This is a genomic window from Vogesella alkaliphila (genome assembly GCF_014652475.1).
Classification (GTDB): Bacteria; Pseudomonadota; Gammaproteobacteria; order Burkholderiales; family Chromobacteriaceae; genus Vogesella; species Vogesella alkaliphila.
The window spans coordinates 1-18,579 of sequence record NZ_BMYW01000007.1 but is presented as its reverse complement, the minus strand read 5'-3'; the positions used below and the strand labels follow the sequence as shown (position 1 = coordinate 18,579).

General features: G+C 66.2%; 18 protein-coding genes. 11 read left to right on the top strand and 7 right to left on the bottom strand.

What is annotated here, in order from left to right; genetic code table 11:
- Window positions 1–10: 10 nt before the first annotated feature.
- Window positions 11–1,591: a DUF3369 domain-containing protein gene (locus IE100_RS11290; RefSeq protein ID WP_189374284.1), complete on the top strand. Its 1,581-nt coding sequence runs from the start codon at window positions 11–13 to the stop codon at window positions 1,589–1,591.
- 69 nt (window positions 1,592–1,660) lie between these two features.
- Here the strand turns inward: IE100_RS11290 and adk are convergent, their stop codons facing one another.
- From adk to IE100_RS11260, 6 genes are read right to left on the bottom strand one after another with little or no spacing between them, the layout of a single operon-like run.
- Window positions 1,661–2,317: an adenylate kinase gene (gene adk, locus IE100_RS11285; protein WP_189374282.1), complete on the bottom strand. Its 657-nt coding sequence runs from the start codon at window positions 2,315–2,317 to the stop codon at window positions 1,661–1,663.
- A gap of 30 nt (window positions 2,318–2,347) precedes the next feature.
- A complete protein-coding gene (gene kdsB, locus IE100_RS11280) occupies window positions 2,348–3,118 on the bottom strand; it encodes a 3-deoxy-manno-octulosonate cytidylyltransferase (RefSeq protein WP_189374280.1) in 771 nt (256 codons plus the stop codon).
- A complete protein-coding gene (locus IE100_RS11275) occupies window positions 3,115–3,297 on the bottom strand; it encodes a Trm112 family protein (RefSeq protein ID WP_047966211.1) in 183 nt (60 codons plus the stop codon). The genes kdsB and IE100_RS11275 overlap by 4 nt, the downstream gene beginning before the upstream one ends.
- Window positions 3,278–4,252 carry a tetraacyldisaccharide 4'-kinase gene (lpxK, locus tag IE100_RS11270; protein ID WP_229800351.1) on the bottom strand — a complete coding sequence of 325 codons (975 nt, stop codon included), beginning with the start codon at window positions 4,250–4,252 and terminating at the stop codon, window positions 3,278–3,280. The genes IE100_RS11275 and lpxK overlap by 20 nt, the downstream gene beginning before the upstream one ends.
- A 38-nt stretch (window positions 4,253–4,290) precedes the next feature.
- The gene (locus tag IE100_RS11265; RefSeq protein WP_189374277.1) at window positions 4,291–4,713 is read right to left on the bottom strand and encodes an ExbD/TolR family protein; all 423 of its coding nucleotides are present in this window, start codon (window positions 4,711–4,713) and stop codon (window positions 4,291–4,293) included.
- An 11-nt stretch (window positions 4,714–4,724) separates the two neighbouring features.
- Entirely contained in the window at window positions 4,725–5,336 is a 612-nt protein-coding gene (locus IE100_RS11260) for a MotA/TolQ/ExbB proton channel family protein (RefSeq protein ID WP_189374275.1), read from the bottom strand.
- A gap of 363 nt (window positions 5,337–5,699) precedes the next feature.
- On the opposite strand from IE100_RS11260, the gene xseA reads away from it, so the two are divergent.
- From xseA to ettA, 10 genes are all read left to right on the top strand, one after another.
- On the top strand, window positions 5,700–7,055 hold the full coding sequence (gene xseA / locus IE100_RS11255; protein WP_189374273.1) for an exodeoxyribonuclease VII large subunit: 1,356 nt from the start codon (window positions 5,700–5,702) through the stop codon (window positions 7,053–7,055).
- 79 nt (window positions 7,056–7,134) lie between these two features.
- A complete protein-coding gene (locus tag IE100_RS11250) occupies window positions 7,135–7,593 on the top strand; it encodes a DUF4442 domain-containing protein (RefSeq protein ID WP_189374271.1) in 459 nt (152 codons plus the stop codon).
- A 120-nt stretch (window positions 7,594–7,713) separates the two neighbouring features.
- Entirely contained in the window at window positions 7,714–9,240 is a 1,527-nt protein-coding gene (gene gpmI / locus IE100_RS11245; protein WP_189374269.1) for a 2,3-bisphosphoglycerate-independent phosphoglycerate mutase, read from the top strand.
- Window positions 9,237–10,535, top strand: a complete 1,299-nt coding sequence (locus IE100_RS11240; protein ID WP_189374267.1) for a murein hydrolase activator EnvC family protein — start codon at window positions 9,237–9,239, stop codon at window positions 10,533–10,535. Before gpmI ends, IE100_RS11240 begins: the two co-directional genes overlap by 4 nt.
- A gap of 23 nt (window positions 10,536–10,558) precedes the next feature.
- Window positions 10,559–11,962: a S41 family peptidase gene (locus tag IE100_RS11235; RefSeq protein ID WP_189374265.1), complete on the top strand. Its 1,404-nt coding sequence runs from the start codon at window positions 10,559–10,561 to the stop codon at window positions 11,960–11,962.
- A gap of 206 nt (window positions 11,963–12,168) precedes the next feature.
- Window positions 12,169–13,476, top strand: a complete 1,308-nt coding sequence (gene argA / locus IE100_RS11230) for an amino-acid N-acetyltransferase (protein ID WP_189374263.1) — start codon at window positions 12,169–12,171, stop codon at window positions 13,474–13,476.
- An 88-nt stretch (window positions 13,477–13,564) separates the two neighbouring features.
- Window positions 13,565–13,834 (top strand): oxidative damage protection protein, encoded by a 270-nt coding sequence (locus tag IE100_RS11225; RefSeq protein WP_189352884.1) that lies wholly within the window; start codon window positions 13,565–13,567, stop codon window positions 13,832–13,834.
- Window positions 13,835–13,897: 63 nt separating this feature from the next.
- Window positions 13,898–15,961 carry a polyphosphate kinase 1 gene (gene ppk1 / locus IE100_RS11220; protein ID WP_189374261.1) on the top strand — a complete coding sequence of 688 codons (2,064 nt, stop codon included), beginning with the start codon at window positions 13,898–13,900 and terminating at the stop codon, window positions 15,959–15,961.
- Window positions 15,962–16,053: 92 nt separating this feature from the next.
- Window positions 16,054–16,539 (top strand): DUF456 domain-containing protein, encoded by a 486-nt coding sequence (locus tag IE100_RS11215; RefSeq protein WP_189374258.1) that lies wholly within the window; start codon window positions 16,054–16,056, stop codon window positions 16,537–16,539.
- A gap of 104 nt (window positions 16,540–16,643) precedes the next feature.
- A complete protein-coding gene (ettA, locus tag IE100_RS11210) occupies window positions 16,644–18,311 on the top strand; it encodes an energy-dependent translational throttle protein EttA (RefSeq protein WP_189374257.1) in 1,668 nt (555 codons plus the stop codon).
- Window positions 18,312–18,382: 71 nt separating this feature from the next.
- On the opposite strand, the gene IE100_RS11205 is transcribed toward ettA, so the two are convergent.
- Window positions 18,383–18,579, bottom strand: a 197-nt coding sequence (locus IE100_RS11205) for a hypothetical protein (RefSeq protein ID WP_229800350.1), incomplete at its 5' end; no start/stop codon positions are given.

Here is an 18,579-nt window from a genome sequence, read left to right as displayed (position 1 = left end):
GCGGCGCGTGATGAATCTAGACCATGACGATGACTGGCTGATCGACGACAGCAGCAGCGTGCAGGACAGCCATCCGGCACTGCGGCCGTGGAAGGTGCTGATCGTCGACGACGAAAAGGATGTCCACACCGCCACCCGGCTGGCGATCCAGGACCTGCGCTACAAGGAGCGACCGCTGACGCTGCTCAATGCCTACAGCGCGCAGCAAGGCTTCGAGCTGGTGCGCGAGCATCCCGACGTCGCGCTGATCCTGCTCGACGTGGTGATGGAGACCGACAATGCCGGCCTCAGGCTGGTGCGGCGCATCCGCGAGGAGCTGGGCAACACCCTGGCCCGCATCGTGCTGCGCACCGGCCAGCCGGGGCAGGCGCCGGAACAGGACGTGATCCTCAACTACGACATCAACGACTACAAGACCAAGACCGAGCTGACGGTGCAGAAGCTGTTCACCGTGGTCATCGCCTCGCTGCGCGCCCATGAAAACCTGGTCGCCATCGAGAAAAACCGCCAGGGACTGGGCAAGATCCTGGAAGGCGCCAGTGACCTGTACCAGCTGCGCTCGCTGAAGGAATTCGCCTCCGGGGTGCTGAAACAGATCAGCGCCATTCTCGACGTCGGCACCGACGGCGTGCTGTGCATGGAAAACACCCCCGCCAGCGCCGGGCGGCCGAAGCTGGAGGTGCTCGCCGCCACCGGCGAGTTCGAGGTGCTGCTCGGCGGCGCGTCGCTGGCCGGCTTTCCGCAGCTGCAGCAGGCGATCCACGACGCGCTGGCGGAGAAACGCACCATCTACCGTCACCCCTACGACGTGCTGTACATCACCGCGCAGAACGGCCGCGAATTCGTCGTCCACTTCGAGCCGCCGTGGCCGCTGGAAGACGTGGAGCGCAACCTGCTGGAGGTCTTCTGCCAGCGCATCTCCTCCGCCTACGACAACCTGTACCTGTACTCGCAGCTGGTCAGCGCCCAGGAAGCCACGGTGGTGGCGCTGGCCGACCTCGCCGAATTCCGCGACAGCGACACCGGCGAACACGTGCTGCGCGTGCAGCGGCTCAGTGACGCCATCGCCCGGGAACTGCAGCGCATGGGCGCCTATCCGGAGCTACTGACACCGCAGTTCATGGAGATGATCGGCATGGCCAGCATCCTGCACGATGTCGGCAAGGTCGGCACCCCCGACCACATCCTGTTCAAGCCCGGCAAGCTGGATACGGAAGAGCGCGTCATCATGGAGCAGCACGCCGCCATCGGCGCCAACATCCTGCGCAAGGCCAGCAAGCTGGTGGAAGGCACCAGCTACCTGTCGCTGGGCGCCGACATCGCCGGCGGCCACCACGAATACTTCGACGGCAGCGGCTACCCGCAGCGCCTGGCCGGCCAGGACATTCCGCTGGCGGCACGCATCGTCGCCATCGTCGACGTGTTCGATGCGCTGCTGCACAAGCGGCCGTACAAGGAGCCGTGGACGCTGGGCGACACCATGAGCTACATCAACGGCCGCTGCGGCACCCAGTTCGATCCGCTGGTGATCGAGGCACTGGATCGGCTGGTGCGCGAGAAACGCATCCCGATCAGGCTGCCGGAACAGTAAACCGCCTGCCGCAGGCGACAAAAAAGGCAGCCTGGGCTGCCTTTTTGCTTGCCTGCGACGCTAACGCGCTCAGGCGCCCAGAGCCGCCAGCACGTTGTCGCGCACGGTTTCCACCGCCTGGGTGCCGTCGATCTTCACGTAGCGCGGTGCCTTGGCATCGCCGGAAGCCGCCATTTTGGAATAGAAGCCGACCAGCACTTCGGTCTGCTCGTGGTAGACGTCGAGGCGCTTCTTCACGGTTTCCGCCTTGTCGTCGTCACGCTGCACCAGCGCTTCGCCGGTCTCGTCGTCCACGCCTTCCACCTTTGGCGGGTTGTACTTGACGTGGTAGGTGCGGCCGGAGGCCACGTGCACGCGGCGGCCGGACATGCGGTCGATGATGTTCTCGTCCGGCACGTCGATCTCGACCACGAAGTCGATGTCGACACCGGCTTCCTTCATCGCTTCCGCCTGCGGAATGGTGCGCGGGAAACCGTCGAACAGGAAACCGTTGGCGCAATCCGCCTCGGCGATGCGCTCCTTCACCAGACCGATGATGATGTCGTCGCGCACCAGGCCGCCGGCATCCATGATCTTCTTCGCTTCCACACCCAGCGGGGTACCGGCCTTCACCGCGGCGCGCAGCATGTCGCCGGTCGAGATTTGCGGAATACCGAATTTCTCGCGGATGTAGTTGGCTTGGGTACCTTTACCGGCGCCAGGAGCGCCCAACAGAATCAATTTCATCTCTTTACTCCCATCGTTAACTTCGTTGTGTTATCCGGAAAGGTTGGCCGCAAAGTAGGCGCGCACCCGGGCCAGATCCTCCGGCGTGTCGACGCCGGCAGGTGGCGCCTCGGCCACGCACTCCACGACGATGTCGTAACCGTGCCACAGCATGCGCAGCTGCTCCAGCGCCTCGAACTGCTCCAGCGGCGCCGGGGCGAGGCTGCCGTAGGTGTGCAGCAGGCTGGCGCGGTAGGCGTACATGCCGATGTGGCGATACACCGGCAGGCCTGGCGGCAGCTGTGTCTTGTCGGCGGCGAAGGCGTCGCGGGCATAAGGGATCGGCGCGCGGCTGAAGTACAGCGCCTTGCCGTGGCGGTCGAGCACCACTTTCACCACATTCGGATTGAACATCTCGGCGGCATCGTGGATCGCGTGCGCCACGGTGGCCATCGGCACCGCGCGCGCCGCCATCAGCGCGGCCAGGCGGTCGATCAGCGCCGGGTCGATCAGCGGCTCGTCGCCCTGCACATTGACCACGATGGCGTCGTCCGGCAGCGCCAGTAGCGCGGCGACCTCGGCCAGACGGTCGGTGCCGCTGGGGTGATCGGCGCGCGTCAGCAGCACCTCGACGCCGTGCTGGCGGCAGGCCGCCTCGATGCGGGCATCGTCGGTGGCCACGATCACGCGGCTGGCGGCCGATTGCGCGGCGCGCTCGGCGACGCGGACCACCATCGGCTTGCCGCCGATGTCCGCCAGCGGTTTTTCCGGCAGGCGGCTGGAGGCCAGCCGCGCCGGAATCACCACCACAAAGCCGTTCATTTCACTTCTTCCTCGGCGGCCAGCTCGCGGGCTTCGCCTTCCAGCATCATCGGGATGCCGTCACGGATCGGGTAGGCCAGGCGGTCACCCTTGCAGATCAGTTCCTGCGCGCCCTTGTTGTAGACCAGCGGGCCTTTGCACAGCGGGCAAACCAGGATTTCAAGAAATTTTGCGTCCATTTTTTCGTTCCAGTTGGGACAGAATCCACGCGGACAGGTCCGGCTCCAGCCGGGCCGAAACCGGCAGAACCCATAGTCTAGCATGATTGATGCACTGCAACTTAACCGCATCCTTGGCGGTGACGATCACCGCGTCGGCATCCTGTGGCAGATCGGCAGCGACGAATTGGTGATGGTCGGGAAAGGCGTGCGTGGCCGCCAGTTCCACGCCCAGCTCGCGCAGGGTGTTAAAAAAGCGCTCCGGATGGCCGATGCCGGCCATCGCCACCACGCGCTGGCCGGCAAAATCGGCGGCCGTGCGCGGCGGCAGCCGGCCCGCGGCGTGGACGAAATCGCCCGCCTGCAGCCGCTGCCGGAACTGCGGCACCGCTGGCGGCAGGCGCAGGCCGGTGCGCGACTCGCCATTGATCACCAGCGCATCGGCTGCGGCCAACCTTGACACCGGTTCGCGCAGCGGACCGTTCGGCAGCAGATGGCCGTTGCCGACGCCGCGGCCGCCGTCGAGCACGACGATCTCCAGCGTGCGGCCCAGCGCGTAGTGCTGCAGCCCGTCGTCGCTGAGAATGAAACGGGTCTGCGGATACAGCGCCAGCAGGTGACGGCCGGCGGCGACGCGATCGCGCCCCACCACCACCGGCGCGCCGCTGGCGGCCAGCAGCAGCGGCTCGTCGCCGACCTCGGCGGGCGTGCTGTGCGGCGTCACCAGCGTCGGCTGCCGGTGCGTGCCGCCGTAGCCGCGGCTGATCACCCCCACCGGCACGCCCAGGCGGGCAAAGTCCTGCAGCAGCGCCAGCGTCAGCGGCGTCTTGCCGACGCCGCCGACGTTGATGTTGCCGATCACCACCACCGGCACCGGCAACTGCTCTGAACGGCACCAGCCCAGCCGGTAGGCCGTGCGCCGCAAGGCCGCCAGCAGGGCAAAAAGTCCTTCCGGCAAGGCCAGAAGGGCTGTCATCCACCACGATGGCTGATACCAGTGCCGCTCCAGCCGGCTCACGGCGTCCCCTGCTGGGTGGCGAAGGTCAGCTGCAGCAGGCCGGCGAGGCGGGCCGCCTCCATCACCGTCACCACCGCCTGGTGGCTGGCCTTGGCGTCGGCGTTGATCACCACCACCGGCGCCGGGCTCTTGCCGCTGGCCTGGCGCTTCAGGCGCTCGCCGAGCTGGGCCACGTCGCTGCCGGCCACCGCCTCGCCGTCCACCGCGTAGCCGCCACTGGCGCTGATGTCGACGCGCAGGCGGCTATCCTTCTGCATCTCCGCCGGCCCGCTGGCCTGCGGCAGGTTGACTTCGAGTTCGGAAAAACGGGCGTAGGTGGTGGTCACCATCAGGAAGATGAGGATGACCAGCAGCAAGTCGATCAGCGGGATGAAGTTGATTTCCGGCTCTTCGCGATGACGGTGACGGCGAAAGTTCATGGTCGTCCGCCTCAGTCGCCGCGACGCTCGCCGTGCACCGCTTCCAGCAGGTGCACCGCCTGCGCTTCCATCTCGACCAGCAGGCCGTCGATCTTGGCGCGGAAGTGGCGGTAGAAGAACATGCTGGGGATGGCCACGATCAGGCCGAAGGCGGTGTTGTACAGCGCCACGGAGATGCCGTGCGCCAGCGCGCGCGGGTCGGTGCCGCCCGGCGCCTGCGAGCCGAAGATCTCGATCATGCCGATCACGGTGCCGAGCAGGCCCAGCAGCGGCGCCATCGCGGCGATGGTGCCCAGCATGGTCAGGTAGCGCTCCAGCAGATGCGCCACCACGCGGCCCTCGTCCTCGATCGCCTCCTTCATCACCTCGCGGCTGCTGCCGAACTGGCGCAGCCCGGCGGCGAACAGCCGTCCCAGCGGCGAATGGTCGCGCAGTTCGGCCAGCATGCTCTGGCTCACCGCGGCGCGGCGATACTCCTGCAGCGTCTGCGACAGTAGGTTTGGCGGTATGATCAGCGCCGCGCGCAGACTGTAGAAACGTTCCAGTACGATGGTCGATGCCACCACCGACGCGAGAATGATGGTCCAGATCGGCCAGCCGGCCGCTTCAATGATTGACCACACGGGCAATTCCTCAGGCGTTATCCAAGGCCGAGACTTTATCGGCTCGGGCTGCCGCCTGCAACCGCCACGCTCGGCCGCCGCCATGATGTTGCGCTTTAAACAAAAGCGCTAAGTTGCGAATTTACAAGGGAATTACCCGCTCGCCCACAGCGCCTGTGGATAACTTTGTGGACAAGCCTGCAGACTGTGCGACAAAGCCTTGCCGGCACTGGCCGGACATTACGGCAACAATATTGCCACAAAATCACTAAGCCTATGATTGGCAAAGATTTTTAGTTTATCTATTCACGCACCGGCTCCGTATTAAGATAAACAATCGACACCAGCCGCTGCCCCAACCTGCCTGTGGATGACTTGACAAGCATGCTTTTCAGCCAACATCAAAACGACGTCATCAGCGTCACCTCGCTCAACCGCATGGCGCGGGATCTGCTTGAAAGCGGCCTGCCACCGATGTGGATTGCCGGCGAAATTTCCAATCTGACCCTGGCCGCCTCCGGCCACGCCTACTTCTCGCTGAAGGACGAACGCGCGCAAATCCGCTGCGTGATGTTCCGTAACCGTCTGAGCGGACTGGGATTCCGGCTGCAGGAAGGCATGCAGGTCGAGCTGCGCGGCACAGTGTCGCTGTACGAGGCGCGCGGCGACTACCAGATCAACGTCGACACCATGCGCTCGGCCGGCCTCGGCCGCCTGTACGAGGCCTTCGAGCAGCTGAAGGCGAAACTGGCGGCGGAAGGATTGTTCGACAATCGCCACAAGAAAATACTGCCCGCCCACCCCGCCGCCATCGGCATCGTCACCTCGCCGGCCGCCGCCGCGCTGCGCGACGTGGTCACCACCCTGCGCCGGCGCATGCCCAGCATCCCGCTGATCCTGTACCCGACGCCGGTACAGGGCGACACCGCCGCGGCGCAGATCGCCGCCGCCATCGATGCGGCCAACCTTCGCCGGGAGGTCGAACTGCTGATCGTCTGCCGCGGCGGCGGCAGCATCGAGGACCTGTGGGCGTTCAACGAGGAGGTGGTCGCCCGCGCCATCGCCCGCTCCACGCTGCCGGTGATCAGCGGCGTCGGCCACGAGACCGACACCACCATCGCCGATTTTGTCGCTGACCACCGCGCGCCGACCCCGACCGCCGCCGCCGAGTTGGCCTCGCCCAGCCGCGAGGCGCTGCAGCAAGGCGTCGACTACGCGCAGCGCCGGCTGGAACGCGCGCTGGGGCGGCTGCTGACCGACAAGTCGCAACAGCTGGATTTCCTCGGTCGCCGCCTGCAGCACCCCGGCGAGCGGCTGCAGCGCCAGCGCCAGCTGCTGCAGGCGCAGCAACAGCGCCTGGCACGCGCCGGCAGCCAGCTGCTGCAAGCGCGGCAGCGGCGGCTGGAGCAGTGCCAGCACCGGCTGCAGCGCATCCGTCCCGACCTCGCCCGCTGGCAACAGCTACTGGCGCGGCGCGGCGACCAGCTGCGGCAGCTGATACACCAGCACTGGCAGCAGCGGCAACTGGTGCTGGCGCGGCATCAGGCAACGTTGGCCGCAATCAATCCGGAGGCGGTGCTGCAGCGCGGTTACGCCATCGTGCAGCAGCAGGACGGCACCGTGGTGCGCTCCGCGGCGCAACTGCGCGCCGGCGAGCTGCTGCACATCCGGCTGGCGGAAGGCGACACCACGGCCGTGGTCGGCCAGCAGCCGGGGCGGCAGAGCGAGCTGCCGTTCTGAATCGGGGCGGCGGGCGGCTTGACGGCGACCGCCGTTGCCGCGACGATAGCCCGATTCAAACAATCGTTTCATCCTCGCCATGAACCATCGTCTCGCCAAGCTCGTCCTCAATCTGTGGCCGCCCTTCCTCGGCGCCGGGGTCAGGGTGCGCCGCATCAGCCCGGACTGGAAGGAAGTCGACGTCCAGCTGCGGCTGGGGCTGACCAACCGCAACTATGTCGGCGTCCATTTCGGCGGCAGCCTGTACGCGATGACCGACCCGTTCTACATGCTGATGCTGCTGAAAAACCTCGGCAAGGACTACATCGTGTGGGACAAGGCCGGCAGCATCGACTACCTGAAACCCGGCCGCGGCGTGGTCTGCGCCCGCTTCCGCCTCGACGACGACACGCTGCAGCGCGTGCGCGACGCGACCGCCGGCGGCGACAAGCATCTGCCGGCGCTGAGCGTCAGCGTCTACGACGCCGAAGGGGCCGAAGTGGCGCGCATCAGCAAGACGCTGTACATCCGCCGCAAGCCGCCGCGCAGTAGTCGCTAGGCTACAGCCTGAGGCACTGACAGCCAGCGTCCGATGCTTTACTATCTTGATTCCTCGCCGTGGCCGCCTGCTGCCACGGCTTCGGGTTTTCCTGTTCTCACCACAAGATAATTGGACATCATGGCTACTGTTACGCCGGTTTTGCTACTCATCCTTGACGGTTTCGGCCACCGCCTCGAAGGCGACGACAATGCCATTCTGGCGGCAAACACCCCGAACTGGGACGCGCTGAAAGCGCGCTATCCCTACAGTACGCTGGACGCCTCCGAGCACAACGTCGGCCTGCCCTCCGGCCAGTTCGGCAACTCCGAGGTCGGCCACCTCAATATCGGCGCCGGCCGCATCGTGCAGCAGGACATCAGCCGCATCGACTGCGACGTCGAGGCCGGCACGCTGGCCGCCAACCCGGTGCTGGCGCAGGCGATCGCGACCGCCAAACAGCAAAACAGCACCCTGCACCTGATGGGCCTGCTGTCCGATGGCGGCGTGCACAGCCATGAAAACCACATCCACGCGCTGATCGAAGGCGCACAGGCGGCCGGCGTCCAGCGCATCGCCATTCACGCCTTCCTCGACGGCCGCGACACGCCACCGCGCAGCGCCGAGACCTACCTCAAGCGCCTCGACACGGTGCTGGCGCGTTGCCCGAACGCGCGCGTCGCCACCGTCTGCGGCCGCTACTGGGCGATGGACCGCGACAAGCGCTGGGAGCGCATGGCGGCGCCGTACCGGGCACTGGTGGAAGGCGAAGCCGAATTCCACGCCGCCAGCAGCCACGACGCGTTGGCCGCCGCCTACGCCCGCGACGAGAACGACGAATTCGTCAAGGCCACCATCATCGGCGAGCCGCTGAAGATGCAGGACGGCGACGTGGTGGTATTCATGAACTTCCGCGCCGACCGCGCGCGCCAGCTGACCACCGCGCTGACCGATCCGGCCTTCGACGGTTTCAGCGCCCGCCAGCCGAAATTCGCGCTGTTCGCCAGCCTGACCTCCTACGGCGAGGCCTACAGCCACCCGGTCGCCTACGCGCCGCAGAAGATCCGCAACGGCCTCGGCGAATACCTGTCCGGCCTCGGCCTGAAGCAGCTCCGCATCGCCGAAACCGAGAAGTACCCGCACGTCACCTACTTCTTCAACGGTGGCGAGGAGCAGGTCTACCCCGGAGAGGACCGCATCCTGGTGCCGTCGCCGAAAGTGGCGACCTACGACCTGCAGCCGGAAATGAGCGCGCCGGAAGTGACCGACAGGATCGTCGAGGCGATCAACAGCCGCCAGTACGCCGCCATCATCTGCAACTACGCCAACTGCGACATGGTCGGCCACACCGGCATCTTCGACGCCGCGGTCAAGGCGGTGGAAACGCTGGATGCCTGCATCAAGCGCTGTGTCGACGCGATGCAGGCCATCGGCGGCGAAGTGCTGATCTCCGCCGACCACGGCAACTGCGAGCAGATGAACGACGAAATCCACCAGCAGGCGCACACCCAGCACACGCTGGAAAAGGTGCCGCTGCTGTACGTTGGCCGCAACGCCACGCTGCAGGACGGCGGCGCGCTGCGCGACCTCGCCCCGACGCTGCTGGCGATGATGGGACTGCCGCAACCGGCCGAGATGACCGGCCGCTCGCTGATCGAGTTCCAGTGAAAGCACGCCTGACGCTCAGCCTGCTCGGCGCGCTGTGCGCCGTGGCGCAGGCCGCCCCGCCGGCGGCCGCGCCGCAGCAGAACCTCAACAGCGTGCGCAAGGAAATCAGCAGCCTGCAGCAGGACATCGCGCGCAAGGAAGCCGAGCGGCAGCAGACCGCCGGCGAAATCGCCAAGTCCGAGCAGGCGCTTGAGGCCACGCACCAGGTGCTGAACGAGCTGGAGAAGAAGCAGGATGCCACCAGCAGCCAGCTGGACAAGCTGCAGGCCGAGCTGCAGGGCATCCGCATCAAGGTGGCCGAGACGCGGCAGCGCGTCAGCCGCCTGCTGGCGGCGGAGTACAAGCGCGGCCAGCAGGACGCGATGGCCATCATGTTCAACACCCAGGACCCGAACCAGAGCGCGCGCGACCTCACCTACTACACCCACATCCACCGCGCGCAGCAAAGCCTGATCCAGACGCTGCGCGACCAGGAGGTGCAGCTGCAGGCGATGAGCGAGCGCATCGAGGACGAACTGGTGCGGCTGGGGCGGCTGTCCAGCGCCAAGGTGCAGGAGAAACGCCAGCTGCAGCAGGCGCGCAACCAGCGCAGCCAGCAGGTCAGCCAGCTGGACAGCGCCATCCGCGACCAGCAGCAGAAACTGCAGCAGCTGAAGGAAGACGAGCGTGAGCTGAGCGTGCTGATCGCCCGCATCAACGCCGACATCCGCCGCCGCCAGCTCGCCGCCGCCGCCAAGGCCGCGCAGGCGAAAAAAGCGCGCGAACAGGCGACGAGGTTGGCCGCAGAGAAACGTCGCCAGCAGGTCGCCGAGGCGAAAAAGCAGGGCAAACCGCTGCCGGCAGAACCGAAAGCCCCGGCCAGGGTCGAAACGGTGGATGAGGTGGCCGATGCCAGCCTGTCCGGCAACGCCTTCCGCAGCCTGCAGGGCCGGCTGAAACTGCCGGTCGCCGGCGAGATCGGCGGTCGCTTCGGCGCGCGCCGTGGCGAGGGCGCCAGCTGGAAGGGCATGTTCATCAAGGTCGCCCCCGGTAGCCCGGTGCGCGTGGTCGCCGACGGCACCGTGGTCTACGCCGACTGGTTGCGCGGCTTCGGCAATGCCATGATCATTGATCACGGCGGCAACTACATGACGGTCTACACCGGCTTTGCCACCATGGTGCGCGGCAACGGCGCCACGGTCCGCGGCGGCGACGTGCTCGGCGCCAGCGGCAGTCTGGAAAGCGGCGAAACCGGGCTTTACTTCGAGCTGCGCTATATGGGCCGGCCGATCAATCCACAGTCCTGGGCACGATAGCCCGTACGAACGGAACACACACCATGAGCTCTCCCCGCTTACGCAAACTTGCCCTGCTGACCACCGGTGCCCTGGTGGGCGGTGCGCTCACCGTCAGCATCCAGGCCTTTGCCGACAAGAATAACGGCATCCTGCCGCTCAACGAGCTGCGCACCTTTGCCGAGGTGTTCGGCCGCATCAAGCAGGACTATGTCGAGCCGGTCGAAGACAAGAAGCTGATCAACGAGGCGATCAAGGGCATGCTGTCCGGCCTGGACCCGCACTCCGACTACTACGATCCGGAGGCGTTCAAGGAATTCCGCGAGGGCACCCAGGGCGAGTTTGGCGGTCTCGGCATCGAGATCGGCACCGAGGACGGCCTGGTCAAGGTGGTGGCGCCGATCGAGGACACCCCGGCGCAGAAGGCCGGCATCAAGAGCGGCGACCTGATCGTCAAGATCGACGACACCCCGGTGCGCGGCCTGTCGATCAACGACGCGGTGAAGAAGATGCGCGGCGCGCCGGGCAGCAAGGTGACGCTGACCATCGCGCGCAAGACCGAATCCAAGCCGCTGGTCTTCACCCTCACCCGCGCGGTGATCAAGACCAAGAGCGTGAAGTCGCGCCTGCTGGAGCCGGGCTTCGGCTACGTCCGTGTCGCCCAGTTCCAGGAGCACACCGTCGAGAACTTCGCGCAGGCCCTGACCCAGCTGTACAAGGACAACAAGGCGCCGCTGAAGGGCATGGTGCTGGACCTGCGTGACGATCCGGGCGGCGTGCTGCACGGTGCCGTGGGCATCTCCGCCGCCTTCCTGCCGCAGGATGCGCTGGTGGTGTACACCGAGGGCCGCGCCAGCGACTCCAAGATGCGCCTGTACGCCAACCCGCGCGACTACCAGCGCGGCAAGGGCGCCAGCGACTACGCCAAGGTGCCGCCGGCGATCAAGAACGTGCCGCTGGTGGTGCTGGTCAACGCCGGCTCCGCCTCGGCCTCGGAGATCGTCGCCGGGGCGCTGCAGGATCACAAGCGGGCGCTGATCGTCGGCACCCAGACCTTCGGCAAGGGTTCGGTGCAGTCGGTACTGCCGCTGGCCAACAACGGCGGCATCAAGATGACCACCGCGCGCTACTTCACCCCCAACGGCCGCTCGATCCAGGCCAAGGGCATCGTGCCGGACATCGTGGTCGAGGAAGGCAACGAGGCGCTGGCCTCGCTGCGCGTGCGCGAAGCCGACCTGGAACGCCACCTGCAGAATCCGAACGAGGCGGCCGAAGGCAGCAAGCCGGCGGCCAAGCCCGCCGCCAAGCCGGCCAGCAACGGTGACAAGCCGAAGAACGGCGACAGCAACGGCAATGGCAACGGCGATGCCGCCAGCGACGTGCAGCTGAACCAGGCGCTGAACATCCTCAAGGTGCAGCAGATCATGCTCAAGAAGACCCCGTCCTGAGTGTTTGCCACCGTCCGCCATGGCCGGGTCGCCGCGAGGTGCCCGGCCTTTTTCATGGCCACGGCGGACGGGCGTTGCGGCCAAGCTTGGCCGGTGGCCGCCCGGGCGCCGGCCACACCGTGTGCACGCCGCCAGCGGCACTGTCTATAAAGCCATCATTCCTGCTAATCTTGCGTTTTTGTGGCTGTCTACCGGTGGGACCCATCATGCTGCACCCCGATTTTGTGCTCGCCTTTCGCGAGGCGGCGCCTTACATCAACGCCTTCCGTGGCAAAACCTTCGTCGTCGCCGTCAACGGCGAGAGCCTGGCGCGCGGCAACCTGTACGGGCTGGCGCAGGACCTGAACCTGCTGGTCAGCCTCGGCGTGCGCATCGTGCTGGTGCACGGCGCGCGGCCGCAGATCGACGAACAACTGCGCCTGCGCGGCATTGCACGCCACTTCCACCAGGGCCGCCGCGTGACCGACGGCCCGACGCTGGAGGCGGTGAAATCGGCGGTGGGCGGCTTGCGCCACGATCTGGAAGCCTTCCTGTCGATGGGGATGCCCAATTCGCCGATGCACGGCGCCCACCTGCGCGTCGCCGGCGGCAACTTCGTCACCGCGCAGCCGCTGGGCGTGATCGACGGCGTCGACATGCAGTACAGCGGCCGCGTGCGCAAGATCGACACCGAGGCCATCAACGAGCGCCTCAATCGCGGCGAGCTGGTGCTGACCTCGCTGATCGGCTACTCGCCGACCGGCGAAGCCTTCAACATGACCATGGAAGAGGTCGCCTGCCATACCGCCATCGAGCTGAAGGCGGAGAAGCTGATCTTCCTGGTGCAGGGCCACGGCCTGGTCGATGCCGACGGCGTGCTGCACAACGCCATCTCCGCCGACCAGGCGGAGGCGATCTACCAGCGCGGCATCGATAGCGAGGAGTGCCGCCTCAGCCTGCCCTACGCCATCCGCGCCACCCGCGAGGGCGTGGTGCGCTCGCACCTGGTCAGCCACGACGACGACGGCGCGCTGCTGGTGGAGCTGTTCACCGACTACGGCACCGGCACCATGATCGCGCGCGACTCGCTGGTCAAGATCCGCGAGGCCAGCATCGAGGACGTCGGCGACATCCTGGCGCTGATCCGCCCGCTGCAGGAACAGGGCATCCTGATCAAGCGCAGCCGCGAACACCTGGAAATGCAGATCCGCAACTACTCGGTACTGGAACACGACGATCGCATCGCCGCCTGTGTCGCGATGCTGCCGTTCCCGGAAGACGGCATGGCCGAGCTGGCCTGCCTCGCGGTCAGCGCCGACCGCCGCAACAGCGGTTTCGGCGACCTGCTGGTGCAGCACGTGGAGCAGCGCGCGCGGCTGTACGGCTACAAGGCGCTGTTCATCCTCACCACCCAGACCGCGCACTGGTTCGCCGAGCGCGGCTTCGTTGCGGCCAACATCGAGCAGCTGCCGCAGTCACGCCGCGAGCTGTACAACCACAACCGCCGCTCCAAGGTGCTGATCAAGCCCTTGTAAACGGCACTGGTGGCACAAGGGTTGGTGACCTGTCATCTCTGTGACACAATTAGTCTCTATCGTTTCGACACTTCTCAAGGAATTCACCATGGCACGAATGGTCAACTGCGTTAAGCTCGGTCGCGAAGCCGAAGGCATGGACTTCCCGCCGCTGCCCGGCGCACTGGGTCAGCGCATTCTGGAAAACGTCTCCAAGGAGGCGTGGCAGGGCTGGCTGCGTTACCAGACCATGCTGATCAACGAAAACCGCCTGAGCCTGGCCGATGCCCGCGCCCGCCAGTACCTGGCCGCGCAGCTGGAGGCCTACTTCTTCGGCCAGGGGGCCGACCAGGTCGCCGGTTTCACGCCGCAGCAGTAACAAACGACCGCGCCCTCCCCGTGAGGGCTTTTTTTTACTCCCGCACCAGTACCAATGCATAAAATGCCGACGACACACGAAAACCTGCTTAACCGCGAACTGGCCCTGATCGAGTTCAACCGCCGCGTGATGGCGCAGGCCGAAGAGGAACGCCTGCCACTGCTGGAGCGCCTGAAATTCCTCTGCATCGTGTCGTCGAACATGGACGAGTTTGCCGAGGTACGGGTGGCGTGGCTGAAGGAAGCGGCACAGCTGACGCCGGACCGCATCCTCGCCGACGGCAGCAAGCCGGCCGAGGTGCTGACCCGCCTGTCCGAGGCCGCCCATGCGCTGGTGCGCGAGCAGTACCGCCTGCTGCGCGAGGAGATCTTCCCGGCGCTGCGTGCCGAAGGCATCATCTTCATGCGCCGCAACGAGTGGGACAGCGAGCAGAAAGCCTGGATCAGCGACTACTTCTTCCGCGAACTGATGCCCATCCTGACCCCGATCGGGCTGGACCCGTCGCACCCGTTCCCCAAGCTGCTCAACAAGAGCCTGAACTTCATCATCGAGCTGGAAGGCGCCGACGCCTTCGGCCGCGAATCCGGCATCGCCATCGTGCAGGCGCCGCGCATCCTGCCGCGCGTGATCAAGCTGCCGGCCGCGCTGTGCGGCGGCAACCAGCACAGCTTCGTGTTCCTGTCCTCTATCCTGCACTCGCACGTGCAGGAGCTGTTCCCCGGCATGACGGTGAAGGGCTGCTACCAGTTCCGCGTCACCCGCGACAGCGACCTCAACGTCGACGACGACGACGTGAAGAACCTGCGCACCGCGCTGCAGGGCGAGCTGCGCCAGCGCCAGTACGGCGACGCGGTACGGCTGGAGATCGCCGACACCTGCCCGACGCACATGGAAGAATTCCTGCTGCACACCTTCAACCTGCAGCAGCAGGACATCTACCGCGTCGACGGCCCGGTCAACCTGGTGCGCCTGATGCAGGTGCCGGACAAGGTCGACCGCCCGGACCTGAAATTCGCACCGTTCGAGGCCACGCTGCCGCCGGCGCTGGCCAAGAAGACACCGCTATTCGAGGCCATCCGCAAGAACGACATCCTGCTGCACCACCCGTTCCAGTCCTTCCAGCCGGTGATCGACATGCTGGTCAACGCCGCCACCGATCCGGAGGTGGTGGCGATCAAGATGACGGTGTACCGCACCGGCACCGACTCGGTGCTGATGGAATCGCTGATCGCCGCCGCCCGCGCCGGCAAGCAGGTGACGGTGGTGGTGGAACTGATGGCGCGCTTCGACGAAGAGGCCAACATCAGCTGGGCGTCGCGGCTGGAAGACGCCGGCGCGCACGTGGTGTACGGCGTGTTCGGCTACAAGGTGCACGCCAAGATGCTGCTGGTGGTGCGCCGCGAGGAAGGCCAGCTCAAGCGCTACGTGCACCTGGGCACCGGCAACTACCACCCGCGCACCGCGCGGCTGTACACCGACTTCGGCCTGCTGACCTGCAACGAGGACATCGTCAGCGACGTCAACGACCTGTTCGTGCAGATCACCGGCCTCGGCCGCGCCGGCGAGCTGAAGCACCTGTACCAGTCGCCGTTCACGCTGCACAACATGATCATCGGCGCCATCGACCGCGAGATCGCCCACGCCCAGGCCGGCAAGCCGGCGCAGATCATTGCCAAGATGAACGCGCTGCTGGAGCCGCAGGTGATCCAGGCGCTGTACCGCGCCAGCCAGGCCGGGGTGAAGATCAGCCTGATCGTGCGCGGCGTGTGCGCGTTGCGCCCCGGCGTGGAGGGGCTGTCGGAGAACATCACCGTGCGCTCCATCGTCGGCCGCTTCCTCGAGCACACCCGCGTGTTCTACTTCTACAACGACAAGGCCGAAGACCTGTACATCGCCAGCGCCGACTGGATGGGTCGCAACTTCTTCCGCCGCATCGAGACCTGCGTGCCCATCCTCGACCCCAAGCTGAAGCGCCGCATCATGAAGGAAGGGCTGCGCATCTACCTCGACGACAACACCAACGCCTGGGAAATGCAGGCCGACGGCAGCTACCGCCGGCGCATGGCGCGCGGCAAGGGCCGCTGCGCGCAGGAAACCCTGCTGCAGGAATACTGCAGCGGGGCGTAGCCGCCGCAAGGTTGGCCGCAACGCACGGCGCGGGCGGAACTTTCGCCTCGCGCCGTTTTCTTTGTCTGTCCCCCTTTGCCTTCGGAAGCCCCATGGATCTCTCGCTGCTCTGGTATCTGCTGTCCATCCTGCTGGTGCTGGTCGGCCTCGCCGGCACCATCTACCCCGCCCTGCCCGGCCTCGGCCTGCTCGCCGCCGGCTTCCTGCTGGCGGCGTGGAACGGCAACTTCGTGCACGTCGGCTTCTGGCCGCTGACCACCATCGTCCTGCTCGCCGTGGCCGGCATGGTGATCGAGAGTGTCGCCAGCCTGCTCGGCGCCCAGAAAAGCGGCGCCAGCCGCGAGGCGCTGATCGGCGCCCTGCTCGGCGGTCTTATCGGGCTGTTCTTCGGCCTGGTCGGTGCCATTGCCGGGCCGGTGCTCGGCGCCGTCATCGGCGAACTGATCGCGCGCCGCAACCTGCCGCAGGCCAGCCGCGTCGGCGCCGCCACCTTCCTCGGCTTTCTGGCCGGCACCGTCGCCAAGATCGCCTGCGCCTTCGCCATGCTCGGCGTGTTCATCCTCGCGCTGCTGTTCTGAGCCGCTGCGGCCAACGTTGGCCGCACGGCAAGCACCCGCCGAATTTGCTACACTTCCCCGGTTCATCTCCCTATCGCAATCCAGCAGGAATACAAGCACAAGCTATGGCTCAATACGTGATGTCCATGCTCCGCGTGAGCAAGATCGTTCCCCCGAAACGCCAGATCATTAAAGATATTTCTTTAAGTTTCTTCCCCGGCGCCAAGATCGGCCTGTTGGGCCTCAACGGCGCCGGCAAATCCACCGTGCTGCGCATCATGGCCGGTGTCGACAAGGAGTACGACGGCGAGGTGCAGCATCTGGCCGGCGTCAAGATCGGCTACCTGGAGCAGGAGCCGAAGCTCGACCCTGACAAGACCGTGCGCGAGGAAGTCGAAAGCGGCATGGGCGACGTGATGGGCGCGCAGAAGCGGCTGGAAGAGGTGTACGCCGCCTACGCCGAGCCGGACGCCGACTTCGACGCGCTGGCCGAAGAGCAGGCCAAGCTGGAAGCCATCATCTCCGCCGGCGCCGGCGACAACATCGAACTGCAGCTGGAACTGGCCGCCGACGCGCTGCGCCTGCCGCCGTGGGACGCCAGGATCGGCCCGCTGTCCGGCGGTGAGAAGCGCCGCGTGGCGCTATGCAAGCTGCTGCTGTCGCAACCGGACATGCTGCTGCTGGACGAACCGACCAACCACCTGGACGCCGAATCGGTGGAGTGGCTGGAGCAGTTCCTGGTGCGCTTCCCCGGCACCGTGGTCGCCGTCACCCACGACCGCTACTTCCTCGACAACGCCGCCGAATGGATCCTGGAGCTGGACCGCGGCGAGGGCATCCCGTGGAAGGGCAACTACTCCAGCTGGCTGGAGCAGAAGGAGGCGCGCCTGGAGCTGGAAAGCAAGCAGGAAGGCGCGCGCATGAAGGCGATGAAGCAGGAACTGGAGTGGGTACGCCAGAACCCGAAGGGCCGCCAGGCGAAATCCAAGGCGCGTCTGGCCAAGTTCGAGGAGCTGTCCAGCTTCGAACACCAGAAGCGCAACGAGACCCAGGAAATCTTCATCCCGGTAGCCGAGCGCCTGGGCAACGAAGTGATCGAATTCGACGGCGTGTCGAAGGGCTTCGGCGACCGCCTGCTGATCGACAACCTGTCGTTCAAGGCCCCGCCGGGCGCCATCGTCGGCATCATCGGCCCCAACGGCGCCGGTAAGTCCACGCTGTTCAAGATGATCGCCGGCAAGGAACAGCCGGATGCCGGCACGGTGAAGATCGGCCAGACCGTGCAGATGGCCTTCGTCGAGCAGAGCCGCGAGGGGCTGGAAGGCGACAAGACGGTGTTCGACGACGTGTCCGGCGGTGCCGACATCCTCAACGTTGGCCGCTTCGAGATGTCCAGCCGCGCGTATCTGGGCCGCTTCAACTTCAAGGGCGGCGACCAGCAGAAGAAGGTGGGCATGCTGTCCGGCGGCGAACGCGGCCGCCTGCACCTGGCCAAGACCCTGCTCAAGGGCGGCAACGTGCTGCTGCTGGACGAGCCGTCCAACGACCTGGACGTCGAAACCCTGCGCGCACTGGAAGACGCGCTGCTGGAATTCGCCGGCACCGTGTTCGTGATCTCCCACGACCGCTGGTTCCTGGACCGTATCGCCACCCATATCCTGGCGGCGGAAGGCGAATCGCAGTGGACCTTCTTCGATGGCAACTATCAGGAATACGAAGCCGACAAGAAGAAGCGTCTGGGCGAGGAAGGTGCCAAGCCCAAGCGCATCCGCTACAAGCCTATCGTGCGCTAAGCGCGACACCGGCTGGCTGCGGTCGCAAAAAAACCCCGGTTGCAACAACCGGGGTTTTTTCATGGAGTGGCTTACGCCACCATGTATGGCGCATCGCCACCTTCACGACGGGCCACCATGTACGGCGCATCGCCACCTTCACGACGGGCCACCATGTACGGCGCATCGCCGCCTTCACGACGGGCCACCATGTACGGCGCATCGCCACCTTCACGACGGGCCACCATGTACGGCGCATCGCCACCTTCACGACGGGCCACCATGTACG